Annotated in this window: 16 protein-coding genes; 3 read left to right on the top strand and 13 right to left on the bottom strand. The window is 57.3% G+C overall.

All coding sequences use genetic code 11. From position 1 onward, the window contains the following. Positions 1-41 precede the first annotated feature (41 nt). Both K3754_RS05540 and K3754_RS05535 read left to right on the top strand, forming a co-directional pair. Positions 42-1,034, top strand: a complete 993-nt coding sequence (locus K3754_RS05540) for an AraC family transcriptional regulator (RefSeq protein WP_259941767.1) — start codon at positions 42-44, stop codon at positions 1,032-1,034. 7 nt (positions 1,035-1,041) lie between these two features. Then, positions 1,042-1,200, top strand: coding sequence for a hypothetical protein (locus K3754_RS05535; protein WP_259941765.1), 159 nt, complete (start codon positions 1,042-1,044; stop codon positions 1,198-1,200). A 399-nt stretch (positions 1,201-1,599) separates the two neighbouring features. Here K3754_RS05535 and K3754_RS05530 read toward each other — a convergent pair whose 3' ends face one another. Beyond that, complete coding sequence (locus K3754_RS05530; protein ID WP_259941763.1) at positions 1,600-2,175, bottom strand: hypothetical protein; 576 nt, start codon at positions 2,173-2,175, stop codon at positions 1,600-1,602. Positions 2,176-2,364: 189 nt separating this feature from the next. Between K3754_RS05530 and K3754_RS05525 the strand changes: the two genes are divergently transcribed. Beyond that, the gene (locus K3754_RS05525; protein WP_259941760.1) at positions 2,365-2,949 is read left to right on the top strand and encodes a DUF2199 domain-containing protein; all 585 of its coding nucleotides are present in this window, start codon (positions 2,365-2,367) and stop codon (positions 2,947-2,949) included. A 568-nt stretch (positions 2,950-3,517) separates the two neighbouring features. Here K3754_RS05525 and K3754_RS05520 read toward each other — a convergent pair. The 12 genes from K3754_RS05520 to K3754_RS05465 form a co-directional block, all read right to left on the bottom strand. Continuing rightward, positions 3,518-4,213, bottom strand: a complete 696-nt coding sequence (locus tag K3754_RS05520; protein ID WP_259941758.1) for a GntR family transcriptional regulator — start codon at positions 4,211-4,213, stop codon at positions 3,518-3,520. After that, positions 4,210-6,306 carry a molybdopterin cofactor-binding domain-containing protein gene (locus tag K3754_RS05515; RefSeq protein WP_259941756.1) on the bottom strand — a complete coding sequence of 699 codons (2,097 nt, stop codon included), beginning with the start codon at positions 6,304-6,306 and terminating at the stop codon, positions 4,210-4,212. The genes K3754_RS05520 and K3754_RS05515 overlap by 4 nt, the downstream gene beginning before the upstream one ends. Then, on the bottom strand, positions 6,303-6,728 hold the full coding sequence (locus tag K3754_RS05510; protein WP_259941754.1) for a (2Fe-2S)-binding protein: 426 nt from the start codon (positions 6,726-6,728) through the stop codon (positions 6,303-6,305). Before K3754_RS05510 ends, K3754_RS05515 begins: the two co-directional genes overlap by 4 nt. Further along, complete coding sequence (locus K3754_RS05505) at positions 6,725-7,453, bottom strand: class II aldolase/adducin family protein (RefSeq protein ID WP_259941752.1); 729 nt, start codon at positions 7,451-7,453, stop codon at positions 6,725-6,727. The genes K3754_RS05510 and K3754_RS05505 overlap by 4 nt, the downstream gene beginning before the upstream one ends. A gap of 11 nt (positions 7,454-7,464) precedes the next feature. Next, a complete protein-coding gene (locus K3754_RS05500; RefSeq protein ID WP_259941750.1) occupies positions 7,465-8,775 on the bottom strand; it encodes a TRAP transporter large permease in 1,311 nt (436 codons plus the stop codon). Next, the gene (locus K3754_RS05495; RefSeq protein ID WP_259941748.1) at positions 8,772-9,287 is read right to left on the bottom strand and encodes a TRAP transporter small permease; all 516 of its coding nucleotides are present in this window, start codon (positions 9,285-9,287) and stop codon (positions 8,772-8,774) included. The genes K3754_RS05500 and K3754_RS05495 overlap by 4 nt, the downstream gene beginning before the upstream one ends. Positions 9,288-9,291: 4 nt before the next feature. Further along, complete coding sequence (locus K3754_RS05490) at positions 9,292-10,344, bottom strand: C4-dicarboxylate TRAP transporter substrate-binding protein (RefSeq protein WP_259941745.1); 1,053 nt, start codon at positions 10,342-10,344, stop codon at positions 9,292-9,294. A 56-nt stretch (positions 10,345-10,400) separates the two neighbouring features. Then, entirely contained in the window at positions 10,401-11,036 is a 636-nt protein-coding gene (locus K3754_RS05485; RefSeq protein ID WP_259941743.1) for an RraA family protein, read from the bottom strand. Next, positions 11,033-11,851, bottom strand: a complete 819-nt coding sequence (locus K3754_RS05480) for a fumarylacetoacetate hydrolase family protein (RefSeq protein ID WP_259941741.1) — start codon at positions 11,849-11,851, stop codon at positions 11,033-11,035. Before K3754_RS05480 ends, K3754_RS05485 begins: the two co-directional genes overlap by 4 nt. A 168-nt stretch (positions 11,852-12,019) precedes the next feature. Continuing rightward, positions 12,020-12,439, bottom strand: a complete 420-nt coding sequence (locus tag K3754_RS05475) for a DUF6326 family protein (RefSeq protein WP_259941739.1) — start codon at positions 12,437-12,439, stop codon at positions 12,020-12,022. Between the two features lie 62 nt (positions 12,440-12,501). Then, positions 12,502-13,158, bottom strand: coding sequence for a DUF2306 domain-containing protein (locus K3754_RS05470; protein WP_259941737.1), 657 nt, complete (start codon positions 13,156-13,158; stop codon positions 12,502-12,504). A 34-nt stretch (positions 13,159-13,192) separates the two neighbouring features. Further along, on the bottom strand, positions 13,193-13,813 hold the full coding sequence (locus tag K3754_RS05465; RefSeq protein WP_259941735.1) for a class I SAM-dependent methyltransferase: 621 nt from the start codon (positions 13,811-13,813) through the stop codon (positions 13,193-13,195). Between the last annotated feature and the right edge of the window lie 11 nt (positions 13,814-13,824).

Genomic DNA, 13,824 nt, shown 5'->3' with positions numbered 1-13,824 from the left:
TAGCTGGACGTGAGACTATCTATTCGATATCAAACCAACCCATGTCTCCTGCCGATACACATATCCCTGACCCCGCTGCCGTGGCCCAGCCGATTGGCGATCCCTTGGGCGAAGTGCTTCATCTTCTCAAGTTATCCGGCACATTCTACTGCCAGACGGAGTTGTCCGCCCCTTGGGGGTTTAATGTGCCAAAAGTGGACGGTGTTCTGGCCTTCATAGTTGTCACAGAAGGCCAGTGTTGGTTGGAGATCGGGGACAGAAAACCACTGTTGATCGGCCAGGGTAATCTGGTCCTTCTGACCTCCGGCGCCCCGCACATCTTGCGCAGCGGTCCAGATGCCAAAACCGAAGATCTTGCCAGTCTCCCCGTACGCAAGATAACCGATGCCTATGAGACCTTGCATTATGGCGGCGGCGGCGACGTGACCCGCGCCATGTATGGCATTGTCCGGTTTGACCATGCGGCAGGCCAACGGCTGATGGCCATGTTGCCAGATGTCCTCAAAATTGACACTTGGCAAGGATACGCAGGCACATGGCTGCAAAGCACATTGCAGTTCATTTCAAACGAAGCACGGCAGTTGCGCCCCGGCGGCGAAACAGTGATCACCCGGCTGGCCGATGTGGTGGTTATCGAAGCGATCAGAAACTGGATCAACACCGCGCCGGAGGCCAACACCGGCTGGTTGCAAGCCCTGCGCGACGCCCAGATCGGCCAGGCCATCATGGCCATTCATCGCACCCCTGCTGAGGGATGGACGGTCGAAACCTTGGCCAAGACCGCCGGCATGTCCCGTTCTGCCTTTTCCGCGCGTTTCACAGCCCTCGTAGGGCAGCCAGCCATGCAATACCTTACAGTTTGGCGCATGCAACTGGCGCGTCAGAAGCTTTCGGAAACGGGGCTGCCTCTGGCCACAATCGCCGACAGCCTGGGCTACACATCAGAACCCGCGTTCAGCCGCGCGTTCAAACGGGTTTTTGGCGTATCCCCGGGCCAAATTCGACATAAAAAGGAAGCCAGTCCCGCACAGTAAGGAGCATATGAAGATCAGGACCGGCCCTTTTTCAGGGCAGCAAGCCGATTACCTCGATGATTTGCAAGCAGGGCTTTATAATCAGCCTCACAAAACAATTGCCGCAGCAGCCAGTGAACTGCAAATGAAGGAAGCTCATTTAAGTGGTGCCGGGGGCGGAGTTTAGAAAGAATGGCAAGTATCAGATTTTAAACAGAAGTATATACGTATAAAACTCCTTGTATCCCATTCGGCACCTCCAACTCCGCATTTGCCTCTGGTGCGAGTACGAAAACTTGTTTTGAAACCTGGTCACGTTCCCTCGTGTGAACGAATATCAAATATTTGTAGCAGACAGGTGCTCCAACCGACGGCAATCGACCAATGTCCTTGCCATTCAACGTGACGTCGATGATGTGTAGACCGCCGCGGAAAGCGGCTGGGGTTCTTCTCGGCAAGATGGGCTGTCGGCCCAAAGAAGTCATCTAGGCTCCCTGCAGCGAACGTCTGCAACGAGCCCAGAGTTCAAATAGCTGCGTTGTGCACGAATGGCGGCTTTCCTCAGGAACTGATTTTCGCCTGTTGACTACTTTGAGGGTGAGAAGCCTTGTGTGAGCCTTTGCCCATTCAAAGTGTGGGTGCAGCATGAGCAGAATGGCTTCATGGAATTGGAAGTCAGATCGGGGTCAACCAAAGCTAAGCGATTGTCGTCATCCACATAAAGACCGCTAAAGTAGGAACTTTCTCCAGTCCGAACGAAAGGCCGACCTTCTTCCTTGGTTTCTGACACCAACCAAGAAATTGGTTCGTCGTTGTCCAGCCTGCTCACGGCCTCGCTATGAACCTCATCCCAGTTCTGGCCGACCTTGGACAATAAGAACTTAAACAACGGTGTATAGTCTAAGCCATGCCGATGTTTCTTGTGCATTGTTCCAAGCATCGATTGGTCGCGGTCAGCCTTTTTTGTGCCGCGTTCCCATTTCGCTTTTCCTCCATCACCATGGCGCACACCATAGGTTCGAGTGTTAACTTTTCGATATAGTGGTTTCTTTTCGTGTCCCATAGAAGAGAAGGCTTTCTTTGTTGTCGTTGCCCACTTTAATGCACGATTAGATATCTCCTGAGTGTCCTTGACTAGAACAATGCATATCAAAGCGGTCATTCTTTTTCTACTGGTAGAAGTCGGCTTTGTCCCGCACAGCCGCCATTCGGCCTTCTTTGTGTCGTGCCCCACCCTACAAGTTGGCAATGCCGACCGAAACTGTCACATGTCGGGTATGAGCCCGAAGTGGACCAGATTGAAAGTCCTCATAATGTCTGCTTTCTTCATAGTGGATCGAAGGGATCAGACATGTTTGAACGTTTACTCCGGAAAAGGAGTTTCAAGTATAAATGCAATGAATGTGGAAAACATCATGAGGGATCGCCATCCTTCTCCGTGAAGTACCCCCCATATTACTTTGATGTTCCAGAAACAGAGAGAAGTAATCGGATTCAATATTGCGATGACCTTTGCAAGATAGTCCCAAGCGATAATGACACAAGTGAAGACCCGATTTATTGCATCAGGGTCATTCTGGAAATCCCGATTATAGGGGCATCCGAGCCTTTTACATGGGGTGTGTGGATAACCCAGTCGGAAGAGAATTTCGAAAAATACACAGAAACCTTTGAAACTGATCAGTCGGATGAACAGAGCTTCGGATGGCTGCCTGTGAACTTGCCATTTTACAATAACACTCAGATTGGCGAACCACTTACCCATCTTGAGGGTGAAGTTTATTGGGGCTCAAAAGGCCAGAGACCAAAAGTAATCTTGTGGAAAAATGCACATCAGCTTGCAGTTGATCAAAGGAAGGGTATCAGTTGGAAACAAGCAACCAAAATTGCAAATCAAGCGAACAGCGAAATTCAAAGCTTAACAGAGCCGACTTAAAGATTACTGTTAGCGGACACTCGCCAAAGCATTGCTTTGGTCGCTTTGTCCGCTCTCCGGACCTCCCTGTGCTGATATATTGCGTTCCTGCAGCGATTGGCCGGAATTCGGGCTGCAACCGCAGAAACCTAGCAAGGCGACAAAATTCGGCTTTGGGCCGACCCCAACAGGGCGGACGTCCCTTTCGAGGAAATGCTGCAATCGATCTAACGGCGGTAGAGAGCCCAGAGCAGAAGTCTTCAAATAATGCTGCGAGCGCGCGTAGCACGAGAATCGCCGTATCTGCTCGATTCGTGACACTGCGCGACGGCGGAGATACCTGCCATTCAGTCGTCGCGCAGCAAAAATTTTGGCGGCAAGGATCAAGTCGCGGACTTTACAGGCATTCGCCGTGCCAGGGACAAAGCCTGTTTCAATAGTCAATACTCATCAGACGGGTTGGATCTGGTGCGCACCTATTACTGCCAGTTAAGCGTCCCGCCCGTGCAGTGTCGCGTAGGATTTGGATCCGGTTCTATGAGTCGGCACATTTTCTTTGGGCTTTACGAAGACGTTTTCCAATTGGCCGCTACACATCGAGGCGTTTTTCAACAAGTTCAATCGTAGTACGGTAATGCGCCGACAGCCGATCAATGGCTGCGCCTTGGTCACCTCCGATCACGGCCTCCAGAAGCGCGCTGTGCTCTGTTTCTCGCAGGCGGCCATCGGGTGTAGACGTGACCGCGAGGAACCGCGCGCGGGCGGCTTGGTACATCAGGTCATCGCAGAAGTTAAGTAGGCGTGGAGAGCCGCATGGCTCAATCAACTTGAGATGAAAGCTGCGATGCGCCGCTTCCCACTCAAGATCGGGGAGTCCTTGAGCGTCAGCATAATGTGTTTCGGACAACACGTGAAACGCCACCTTGCAATCACGCCGCCAGCTGTCATCGCCGCGTTCCATGGCGCGGCGCAGCGCAATCGTTTCGAGAGCTATGCGGGTGTCGGCCAGATCTCGCAGGTCTTCGACCGTCATCAAGGGTGCAGCAAAGCCTTTCTGGTCGCGCTGTACGATCAGACGCTCCGCAGTCAGCCGGTTCAGCGCCTCCCGCACCGGATTGTTCGAGGTCTCGTAACGGTTGGCCAGGGCGGACACATTTAGCCGTGCGCCGGGTTTAAGCGCGCCGGTCATCAGATCAACCTTCATGCGGCGATAGACTGCGGTTGCGGTCGTTTCGCGCACGCCGGGTGAATTGAACGGGTCGCCAAGAACAGGAAACGCGGTCATGCCAAGGCCTCCAGCAGTTTTTGGGGGGTCAGCGGCATTGCAGTCAAGCGAACCCCGAGCGCGTTGCGAATGGCATTCCCAACAGCACCCGCGACAGGGCCCATCGTGCATTCCCCTACCCCAAGGGCCGGGTTGTTTTCGGCATCCATGATCTTGACCTCCAGCTTGCTTGGTAGCTCGTCCCAGTTGATGATGGAATAGGTGTCCCAGCCCCGTGCCGACAATCCATCAGGTCGCAGTACCGTCTCTTCTTTCAAAGTCCAGGACAAAGCCTGAATGATACCTCCCTCAATCTGGTTGCGTACCCCGTCGGGATCAACAGGCAAACCGCAATCAACCGCGCAATGGACGTTCGTAACATGGAGGGCTGTGTCAGCTTCCAGCCGAAGCGCCACGGCGAAATAGGCTGCCTTGTTTTTGTAGCGGCCCAGTCCGATGCCCCAACCGATACCGTCGCCCCCTCTGCTGCGATCGTCCCAACTTGCCATATCTGCTGCGCAGCGCAGGACCGCGCGCGCACGTGGGTCTTCCAAGTGCGCAAGGCGGAAAGCAACCGGATCAGCCCCCACCGATAGCGCACATTCATCCATCAGGCTTTCGATGGCAAAGACATTGGCATGCGCCCCCAGCGACCGCAGCGCGGAGGTCCGCACCGGTTGCGCCTTGATCATATCATACGTGACCTGGATATTCGGCACCGCATAAAGCGGAATCGCATTCCGGTCTCCCCCGCCGCCAAAAGGCACTTGGCCGGGATCCTCAATGTCTGAGGCCGCATGTGGATCGCCTAGACGCCATGCCGACAGCAGATTGATGCCGTCGCCCCAGCCGGGCCGTGTGAGATGCGTGAGCGAGCGCACCTTATGCGTCCAGCCCGTGATGCGCCCCTGCGCAAGGCTGGCACCGACATCGACCATCATGCCCGAGCCGAGCGGCGCAGACGTCATTTCCTGCGTGCGCGTCCATGACACGCGCACCGGTGCGCCGACAGCACGGGCACAAAGCGCCGCATCAAGGGCCACATCATCGGCCCCGTTGTGGCCATAACATCCCGCCCCCGGAACATGGATCAGGCGCAGGTCTTCGGATGCAATGCCCAACGTACGGGCAATTTCATCACGGGTCGGATAGACCCCTTGCGACTGCGTCCAGACGGTCATGCCTTTGTCATCGGGCCGGGCCACCGCTGTCGAAAGTCCGACAGAGGCATGAGCCAGAAAAGGCCGGGTGACGCAGAGTTCAACATCAACGGAGGTGACCGCGTCACCCCTTGTTAGGATGCGCCGCCGCTCTGCCGGCAGACCCTTGAGCAGCGCGGGCAGGTCCGCGCCTTCGGGCAGATCCGGCGTGTCCCAGCTGACATGCGCGCTGGCCGCCTGGGCCGCGCGGATTGCGTCATGCTCTGTCTCGGCGACCAAGGCGACAAAGGACCCATCCCGCACGACATGACGGACGCAGGGAAGGGCCGCCAAAGCCGTCTCATCGCACTGCAACAGCACACCAGCCGTGCAGGGCGGATGCAGGACGCGCGCGTGAAGCATCCCGGGCAATGTGAAGTCCTGCAGGAAGGCACCTGGCTTTCCGGTCAATCTATCCCGCAAATCATGGGGTACCGTTTTCTCGGGCAGAACGCTGTAATCGGATCGGGGCTTGGGGGACAGCGCCGGATCGACCGGCACGTCAAGATCAAGACTGGGTGCGACTGCATCGTAAAGGGCCGCCATGTCGGCAGTCCCACGCCCGCAACCGGCGACGCCAGCGTCCTCCGGATGGACATTTTGCAGCCGGGCACCCTCGGCCAAGGCCAGTGCACGCGCATGTGTGCATGCCTGGCGCACCGCAAGCCCACCAACCTCGACAGAAATCGATGCTGACGACCACAGTTCGTTGGGCGTTTCCGCCGTGCGGCCTTGCACCAGGTCGATGATCTCCATCGGCACTTCCAGTTCTTCGGCCGCGATGCGCATCAGCGCGTGGCCGATGCCCTGCCCGATCTCGACCTTTCCTGAACGGATCTGCACGCGACCGCTTTCAAAACCCACCCAATGCGAGATAAGCGGTGCGGCCTTGAGGCTTGTGGACGGCGCGGTCATAAAACCGTCCGCGCCGCACGCAGGATGCGCATATGCGTCCCGCAACGACAGATGTGGCGCTCGTCAAGCGTCTGAAGCAGATCGCCGCCTTTCCCCTGATCCCGCAAGGCCGTCACCGTCATCAAAATGCCGGGGATGCAAAAGCCGCATTGCGCCGCGTTCTCCTCCATGAAAGCTGCGATGACAGGATCATCTGCACGCAACCCTTCAACGGTACGCACCTCCGCCCCTTCCAGGTCCCACAGCGGTGTCTGGCAGGATTGCACGGCTTGCCCGTTCACGATCACCGTACACGCTCCGCAATTCCCCTCACCGCATCCCAGCTTGGCCGCGAAGAGATCCAACTCACCGCGCAGCAGATGCAAGAGCGGGCCGTCAAAGGTGGTTTCGACCGCCCTACCGTTGACCGTCAGTGCCGTCATGTCAGCGCGCCATCCGACAAGCCGGACCGCTCCATGCTGCGCAGATACCAGTTCCAGGTGCCATCCGCGAACATATCCGAAGCGAGAAACTTTTTGCAGTCGTCGATCTCTTCCTGCGGCATGAGGTCGATCTTGCCTGCGGCCATCGCCATTAACTGAACCTCCATAACACGGTCCAGTTCTGCGGCAGCAACAACGGCATCGCGCACACTGCGGCCCGTGACAAGAACGCCGTGGTGTTTGAGGATAAGTGCCTTGCCGCTGCCAAGCGCGTCGACCATTGATCCTCCCTGATTGTGAATCTCGGGAGCATCGAAATCCTCGACAATTTTAATCTCGTCATGCCAACGGCCCGAGTTGCGATCATAGGGCTGCACATTGGCACCAATAGCCCCCATCGCAATGGATGCTTTGGAATGATGATGCAGGATGCAGGTCACATCGGGCCGCGCCTTGTAGACATCCCCGTGGCACAGGATCGACGGGTTGATCCGTTTGCCTTCAATCAAAGGTTTTGTGTCCATCGTGCATTCGGCCAGATCTGACACTGTGACTTCCTCGACAGATTGGCCGATCTGATACGTCCAGTACGTGTCCGATCCAGGCAACCGCGCCGTCAGATGCGCAAGCAGGCCAAGGCCCAAACCGTTGAAGGCCATGGCACGATATCCCAGGGCGAGTTCGTTTTTCAGCTCTTGGGTGGCGTCACGTTGATTGTCAGGCATTTTGAAATCCTTCAGCGAACAAGAATGAGCGATAGCGCGGGAAATGCTATCACCAGTGCGAGGGCAATCGCCATGATCGCGGCGAATGGGGCCGCCCCCATGAAGACATCACGCAAGGTGATCCGGTCGTCGTCAAGGTTAGCCTTGACCACAAAGGCCGAGATGCCCAACGGCGGGGTCAGCAAACCGATTTCGACCGCGATGATAGTCACGATGCCGAACCAAACCAGATCGCCGCCCATACCCGCGACGATTGGCGCAAAAAGCGGCACGCAGATCAACATGATCGACGTCGAATCCAGGATGGATCCCATAACGAGGATCAGCGCGACATAGGCGACAACGATCCCGACGAAGCCCAATTCAGAGGCGCGCAGCCAGTCACCCAGTGCATCTGGAAACCCTGACAGCGCCAGCATCCGTGAATACATCGTTGCCGCCACAAAGAGTATGCAGATGGCAGCGGTGATGTATCCGGTCTCGCGGAGGACCTCCCAGAATGCCTGAAAGCTTAATGCGCGGCGGACAAGTGCGATGACCAGCGCACCGAGTGCGCCGACTGCACCGGCCTCTGTCGGGGTGAAAAGCCCTCCGTAAAGTCCCCCGAAAACCGCACCGATCAGAATGACCACCGGCGCGAGTTTGGCTGCAACGGTTTGCAGAGGCATTGGCGGGCCGTCCAACACACGAGGTGCGCCAAGCGTTTTTGGCGCAAAATGTGCAGCACCCAGAATGCCAATTGCATAGAGGACTGCGAGCATCAGGCCGGGAATAACGCCCGCAATGAAAAGATTGCCTATCGAGACCTCGACCAGAACACCGTAAATAATGAGGAGAAGGGACGGAGGGATCAGCATACCCAGCACGGATGATCCGGCAACGACCCCGACGGCGAAGCGTGGTGCATAGCCGCGGTCGATCATCTGGGGGACGGCCACCTTGGTGAAGACCGCAGCGGATGCAATCGAGACACCGGTGATTGCCGCGAAGATCGCATTCGCGCCGACTGTCGCAATACCTAGCCCACCCTTGATGCGCCGAAACGCGGTCTCGGCGACATCGTAGGCGTCACGCCCAACCCCTGCCCGTTCAACCAGCAGCCCCATCAGAACAAAAAGCGGGATCACCCCAAACACATATGACGAGATGGAGTCCTTGGCCGCCAGCCCGATCAGCCGCGCTGCAAGTTCCGGATCACCGCGCAGTGCCCAGACCGCAAGAAAGGACGTGAGTGCAAGCGCCACTGCGACATGCAGGCCCAGCCAGATCAGGCCCACCATTCCCACAACCGACAATAGACCGACCGTAGTTTCGATGCTCATGGCTGGTTCTCTTTCCGGGTGATGCTGCGTAGATAGATCGCTGCACAGGTCAGTGAACCAAGAACAACAATGAGGCTGATTGGCCAAGTCGGAAAGGTGATGACACCCAAGGTGCCAACATAGTCGCCGCGCGACCATGCCTTGGTCAGGATCGGCCAGGACGCATAGGCGATGCATCCGAACAACGCGGCACCCGCCAGACCGAACATTCCAGCAAACCAAGGGTGCAATCGTGGACGCTGCGCCAGAATCAGCTTTGCCAGCGCGTCCGATTTGATGAAACGCCCCGCCAGAAGAGCGGAGGGTGCCTGCAAAAAGACAATGCCTGTAATCGACAAGGCGACGAGCTCGGGTATGGCAGGAAGCGGTCGATTAAGAAACGAACGCATACCCACATCGAGGTTGACGACGACGAGCAAGGCAAGCGTCGCGAGCGCGCCAAGCCCGGCGAACGCGGCCGCCACGATGGCGAGCACGCGATCAACAGGATGGATTGTTTTGGTCTGTACCAAGACGCTATTCTTTGTCCCAGTCGCGCAATGGCGTCTCACCCGCAGCGCGTAAGGCATCCATGTAAGCTCTCAGCACTTCGGTGCCCGGCAGTCCGGCAGCATCCTGTCGCGCCGCCCAGTCTCTTGGAATGGCTGGCAAAGCGGCGGCCCATTCTTGGCGCACCTCTTCGGAGGGATCAATGATCTGACCGCCGTCAGCGGAAATTTTGTCGTAGGCGCCCGCGATCAGGTCTTCTTGGTCAGAGAACATAGCCTCGGCGAAGGCGTCCGCACCGGCATGTAATGCGGCACGCACTTCCTCGGGAAGATCCTCGTAGAAGTCCGCATTCGCGGAAAGCCCGGCCGCGAATGGCGCACCAAAGTCGACACGGATCATATAGGGCGCGACCTCTGCGATACCTGCAGGCGCCGCGGCGGTGGCAAAGACAACTGCTCCATCACAGACCCCTGTCTGGATCGAATTGTAATATTCGCCGAGGCTTGACGACACTGGCGCAGCCCCCGTTCCCTGGATCCAGTTGGCCGTTGGTCCAGGCGCGCAAATGCGTCGCCCTTCCATATCCGCAACACTGTTTACCGGTTCCGTCACAAACAGGTGGTAGCTGTCGATGGCAAACCCGCCACCCAGAAAGACCTGATCTTGATCAGCCCAGGCCTGCATCATAGCGGGTGTCTTCGCCTGAATTTCCGTCACGATCTGAGCTGCAAGCCGGGGATCGTCCGTGCCAAATGGCGCAACGTAAGCGACGTTTTGCAGTGGGTAGAGTGACGGATTGAAGAGAGTCGGATTGTAGGCCACCTGCGCAAGACCGGCAGCGACCGCATCGCTTTCACCGCCCGGTTTGGCAAGCGACCCGCCGTAGGCCTCATTCCAGTCGATGGAATGACCGGTCCCCTCAAGTGCGGCATCCACGGCTGGGATGAAAGCTTCCGTTAGGTTCTTGACCCAAATAAAGATCGGTGGATGGCCCGCCACGATCGTCACGTCGATTGTCTCGGCAGCCATCGGTGTGGCTGTTGCCATGGCAATAGCCATAGCACCTGTCAAATGTTTCATGATGTTCCTCCCTTTGCCACGTACCGTGGCGCTTCTTTGGTTTGCGCTGCTGCACATCACAGCACCTTGGTTGACTCTGCAGACACTGCCTCCCGCAGTCCCAGCGCGGTGAGCGTCGTTGTTCGTTTGCTCCGCAGATCGTCTATGAGGGCTGCTTCGGATGTGGCACGGGCCTCGGCGGCTGCGATCACGGCATCGAGATCGGCTTGGGCCACGCAGACGACCCCGTCTGCATCCGCAATAATCCAGTCGCCGGGTGATACGCATGCAGCGCCAAGCACAAGAGAAACGTCGGTCTCTCCCAGCTTGTCTTTGGCTGGTCCGGGCACAGCCAGACCTGCCGCATGCACTGATAGGCCCATGGCCTGAATCTGTGTGGCATCGCGAATAGCCCCGTCAACCACCAAACCCGCACAGCCTTGCGTCAGCGCGGCAGCGGCCATCACATCACCCCATAAGGCTGTTTCAAGGTGACCCCCTCCATCAACAACCAGTACTTCGCCAGAGCGCAGCGTCGGGACCATGTGATGCAAGGTCAGGTTTTCGCCCGCTGGCACCCGCGCGGTGCGCGCTGGACCTGCAAATGCACCGCCAGTTACAGGCCGTAGGCGCGGCGGCAGAGCACCTTTCTTACCTGCGGCTTCAAACAAAGTCGCGGCCCCGAGTTCTGTAAGGCGGGTGGCTCTTGTCATGCGACCGTATTCTCCAGCACCGGCAGACCAGTAATCTCGATCCGCACGACATCGCCGGAGGAGATGTATTGCCCTGTGCCCGCACCGACGCCCGGTGGCGTTCCAGTGGCGATCACGTCGCCGGGACTCAGGGTCACGCGGCTAGAGATGAAGGCGATCAAGGTCGGAATGTCGAATATCATATCCGAGATCGGTGCATCCTGACGAACGTCACCGTTCACCTTGGTCACGACGCGCACCGTGCCTGCCTCAATGGCATCACGCATTTGTGTCATCGGCACAACTTCTGGGCCTATTGGAGTGGACCGGTCAATCGACTTGGCTGAAAACCAGTCAAGGTGGACGGTATCGCCCGCTTTTACCTTGAAAATATCTCGCGCCGAAACATCGTTGAAGGGTGTCACGCCCGCAATATGATCAAGCGCATCTGCCTTGGAGATATCGCGCCCGCCCTTACCAATGATGATGGCCATCTCGCCTTCATAGTCGAGTTGTTTGATCATCGACGGAGGATCAATTGGATCGTCAGCGCCGATCATGCATTCTGCCGCTTTGAAGAACAGCAGTGGCGTTTCAGGAATCGGTTGCTCTGCCTCTTTGGCATGATCGACATAGTTCAGCGCCACGCAAAGAATTTTGCCGCCTGGATCAAGTGCCGGAAGCGGGTGCAAGGTTTTGAGATCCACGGTTTCACCTTTGGCGCAATCCAATGCAAGCGCATCGACCAGCGTTGCTGCGTCCAGCTTTGTCGCAGTGTCACCCTCTACGAGAGCATAGGCGGCACCCGCCTGGTTTTGATATCTCAAAATACCCATCAAATCCTCCATTTAGTGCACGATATACAAATCGTGCACGATTTGGCAACACTAAAATTTTGTTCTCGTAACTCTCCCTTGCTATCCAATCGAAATGGGCCGGATCCACGCCACGAGACGGCGCGCCCCAATGCACAAGACGGAAAGTCGGCTTTGGGACGCGAGTTTTTACGGAGAACTTGCGTCGGATTGCGGCGCGGTGTGTTCGTGCTCGGGCCACGTCCATGCGGTCCAGAGAATTGCGATTAGAGCCACGATCTCGATGACGAGATGGAAGGTGTCATCCATGTCGGTGGGGGCCGAGGAAAGGAGCGTACCGGTTGTGACGATCGCTGCAAGAAAGGTGACAGGGCGACCAATCCTGCGGGTTAGCAGGAGCGAAAAGAGCACCATCGCAATCGGCACTTGGACAAGGAAACCGCCCAAAAGCATCAGCCCTTCAGTGATCTCGATGCCGTTGTAATGGCCAGTCAACAGCATCTCGATATGGGACGCGAGGACAAACTGGTGAATGTCGCGAAAGATGATGTTGAGCAATATGAACAGCCATAGGGCCGATAGAAGAATATGGGTATCGAGCCGTCTCATTTAGGTGTCTTCTTTCTGTGTTTCTGAAGTTTGCAAGTATCAGGCAGGGAGCACGACCGGGTTCAGATCACTGCACCGGATGCGCGCACCGCAAAGGCGCGGCGGATCAGGAATTCTGCAATCGCAAGGTTGATGGCCCACGCCCCGACCATCAGTACGTCACGGGAGAACCCCAGCGGCTCAATGTCAAAGAGGCCCATCGTGACCAGAAAGAGCGCGGTCTGCGTTGAGGCCCCTTGGCCGATTGCATAGGCGCGCAGCATCGCGGCGCGGTGCGCGGCGACGTCTCGCGACCGGATTGCGCCAATAGCCCATGCAATGAGAGAGACCATCGCGAGGCTAAGCGTGATCCTCGCCCCATAAAGCAGTGGTCCCTGGAGGGCGTCGGGAAATGCATAGGCCACGGTCATCCAGAGACCGGTGAGTGCGCTGACGCACCCCGCTGCCGCCACGATCCACCCGATGGTCCTGTGTAGGGCGGGGCGATGACGCCTCAGGCTCGGCAAGAACTGCACAGCCCCCACAAGGCAGAAAACTGAACTGCTAAGGATATGTAATGTGATCGGGAGTGGATCGGTCACCGCACGCGGGTTCGGCGGGATAATCGCCGCAGCGCCGAGAAGTTCTGGAAGCCGAACCAGCCCGACGACTGCGGGAATGAAAGAGTAGAGAAATACGAGGGCAAGGAACGCCCATTCGCGATGGTTAATCATGTGCATGGTTCGGTCTCTCGAAATAGGTTGCCGGTCTGCCTCAGGCGGGCTTGCGCGCGACGATAAAGGGGCTCAGTCGGTTCTTTCCAAAGTACCGCGTCTGCTCGATTTCGAATCCGGCCCGGATCAGGTGCCGCATCAATTCAGCGAGGCTCAAGATGATCACGTTAGGCGCGATCCGCGCGGCCATGAGCACGCGAACCATGGCGCGCATCCAGCGAGGCGCGTCCTTCAGGCAAACAGTCTTTGATATGAAGTGACCGCCGGGTTTCATTTGGTGGAATGCTGCATCCAGCACGGTGGGTATGTCATCCACCAAGTGAAGCAGGCTAAAAGCGCAAATGGCCTCAAACGGTTGGCCAGGAATATGTTGCCCCGCCTCCGCCTGAAGAAATTCTGGTGTTCCCTCCGCATCTCCGCCTGATCGTGACCGGGCGATCCGGATCATCTCGGCAGAGAGGTCGGTTGCGGTCACATGAGCGACGACAGGCGCGATCTTACTCGCCGTGCCGCCTGTCCCGCAGCCGATTTCAAGAACGCGGTCGGTTGATCGAAGAAGCTCAGTGACGCATTCCAGCTTTTCTTCGTAGGCGGTGACATCGGCAATGGGCTTTTTTGCGTACTTGGGCGCATGCCGGTCCCAGAAGGCTTGGGCAGTCATGTCGGTTTCCT

This window comes from Sulfitobacter sp. M368, from assembly GCF_025141875.1.
GTDB classification, from domain to species: domain Bacteria; phylum Pseudomonadota; class Alphaproteobacteria; order Rhodobacterales; family Rhodobacteraceae; genus Sulfitobacter; species Sulfitobacter mediterraneus_A.
The sequence above is the reverse complement of the archived record's forward strand: the minus strand, read 5'-3'. Positions and strand labels throughout refer to the sequence as shown.

What these genes read in the sequence shown, in the direction of transcription:
- K3754_RS05475 (WP_259941739.1), bottom strand. Translation starts at nt 12,439, where the DNA reads ATGAGACGGCTCGATACCCATATTCTTCTATCGGCCCTATGGCTGTTC.
- K3754_RS05530 (WP_259941763.1), bottom strand. Translation starts at nt 2,175, where the DNA reads ATGACCGCTTTGATATGCATTGTTCTAGTCAAGGACACTCAGGAGATA.
- K3754_RS05535 (WP_259941765.1), top strand. Translation starts at nt 1,042, where the DNA reads ATGAAGATCAGGACCGGCCCTTTTTCAGGGCAGCAAGCCGATTACCTC.
- K3754_RS05500 (WP_259941750.1), bottom strand. Translation starts at nt 8,775, where the DNA reads ATGAGCATCGAAACTACGGTCGGTCTATTGTCGGTTGTGGGAATGGTG.
- K3754_RS05505 (WP_259941752.1), bottom strand. Translation starts at nt 7,453, where the DNA reads ATGCCTGACAATCAACGTGACGCCACCCAAGAGCTGAAAAACGAACTC.
- K3754_RS05480 (WP_259941741.1), bottom strand. Translation starts at nt 11,851, where the DNA reads ATGGGTATTTTGAGATATCAAAACCAGGCGGGTGCCGCCTATGCTCTC.
- K3754_RS05510 (WP_259941754.1), bottom strand. Translation starts at nt 6,728, where the DNA reads ATGACGGCACTGACGGTCAACGGTAGGGCGGTCGAAACCACCTTTGAC.
- K3754_RS05490 (WP_259941745.1), bottom strand. Translation starts at nt 10,344, where the DNA reads ATGAAACATTTGACAGGTGCTATGGCTATTGCCATGGCAACAGCCACA.
- K3754_RS05470 (WP_259941737.1), bottom strand. Translation starts at nt 13,158, where the DNA reads ATGCACATGATTAACCATCGCGAATGGGCGTTCCTTGCCCTCGTATTT.
- K3754_RS05465 (WP_259941735.1), bottom strand. Translation starts at nt 13,813, where the DNA reads ATGACTGCCCAAGCCTTCTGGGACCGGCATGCGCCCAAGTACGCAAAA.
- K3754_RS05525 (WP_259941760.1), top strand. Translation starts at nt 2,365, where the DNA reads ATGTTTGAACGTTTACTCCGGAAAAGGAGTTTCAAGTATAAATGCAAT.
- K3754_RS05485 (WP_259941743.1), bottom strand. Translation starts at nt 11,036, where the DNA reads ATGACAAGAGCCACCCGCCTTACAGAACTCGGGGCCGCGACTTTGTTT.
- K3754_RS05520 (WP_259941758.1), bottom strand. Translation starts at nt 4,213, where the DNA reads ATGACCGCGTTTCCTGTTCTTGGCGACCCGTTCAATTCACCCGGCGTG.
- K3754_RS05540 (WP_259941767.1), top strand. Translation starts at nt 42, where the DNA reads ATGTCTCCTGCCGATACACATATCCCTGACCCCGCTGCCGTGGCCCAG.
- K3754_RS05515 (WP_259941756.1), bottom strand. Translation starts at nt 6,306, where the DNA reads ATGACCGCGCCGTCCACAAGCCTCAAGGCCGCACCGCTTATCTCGCAT.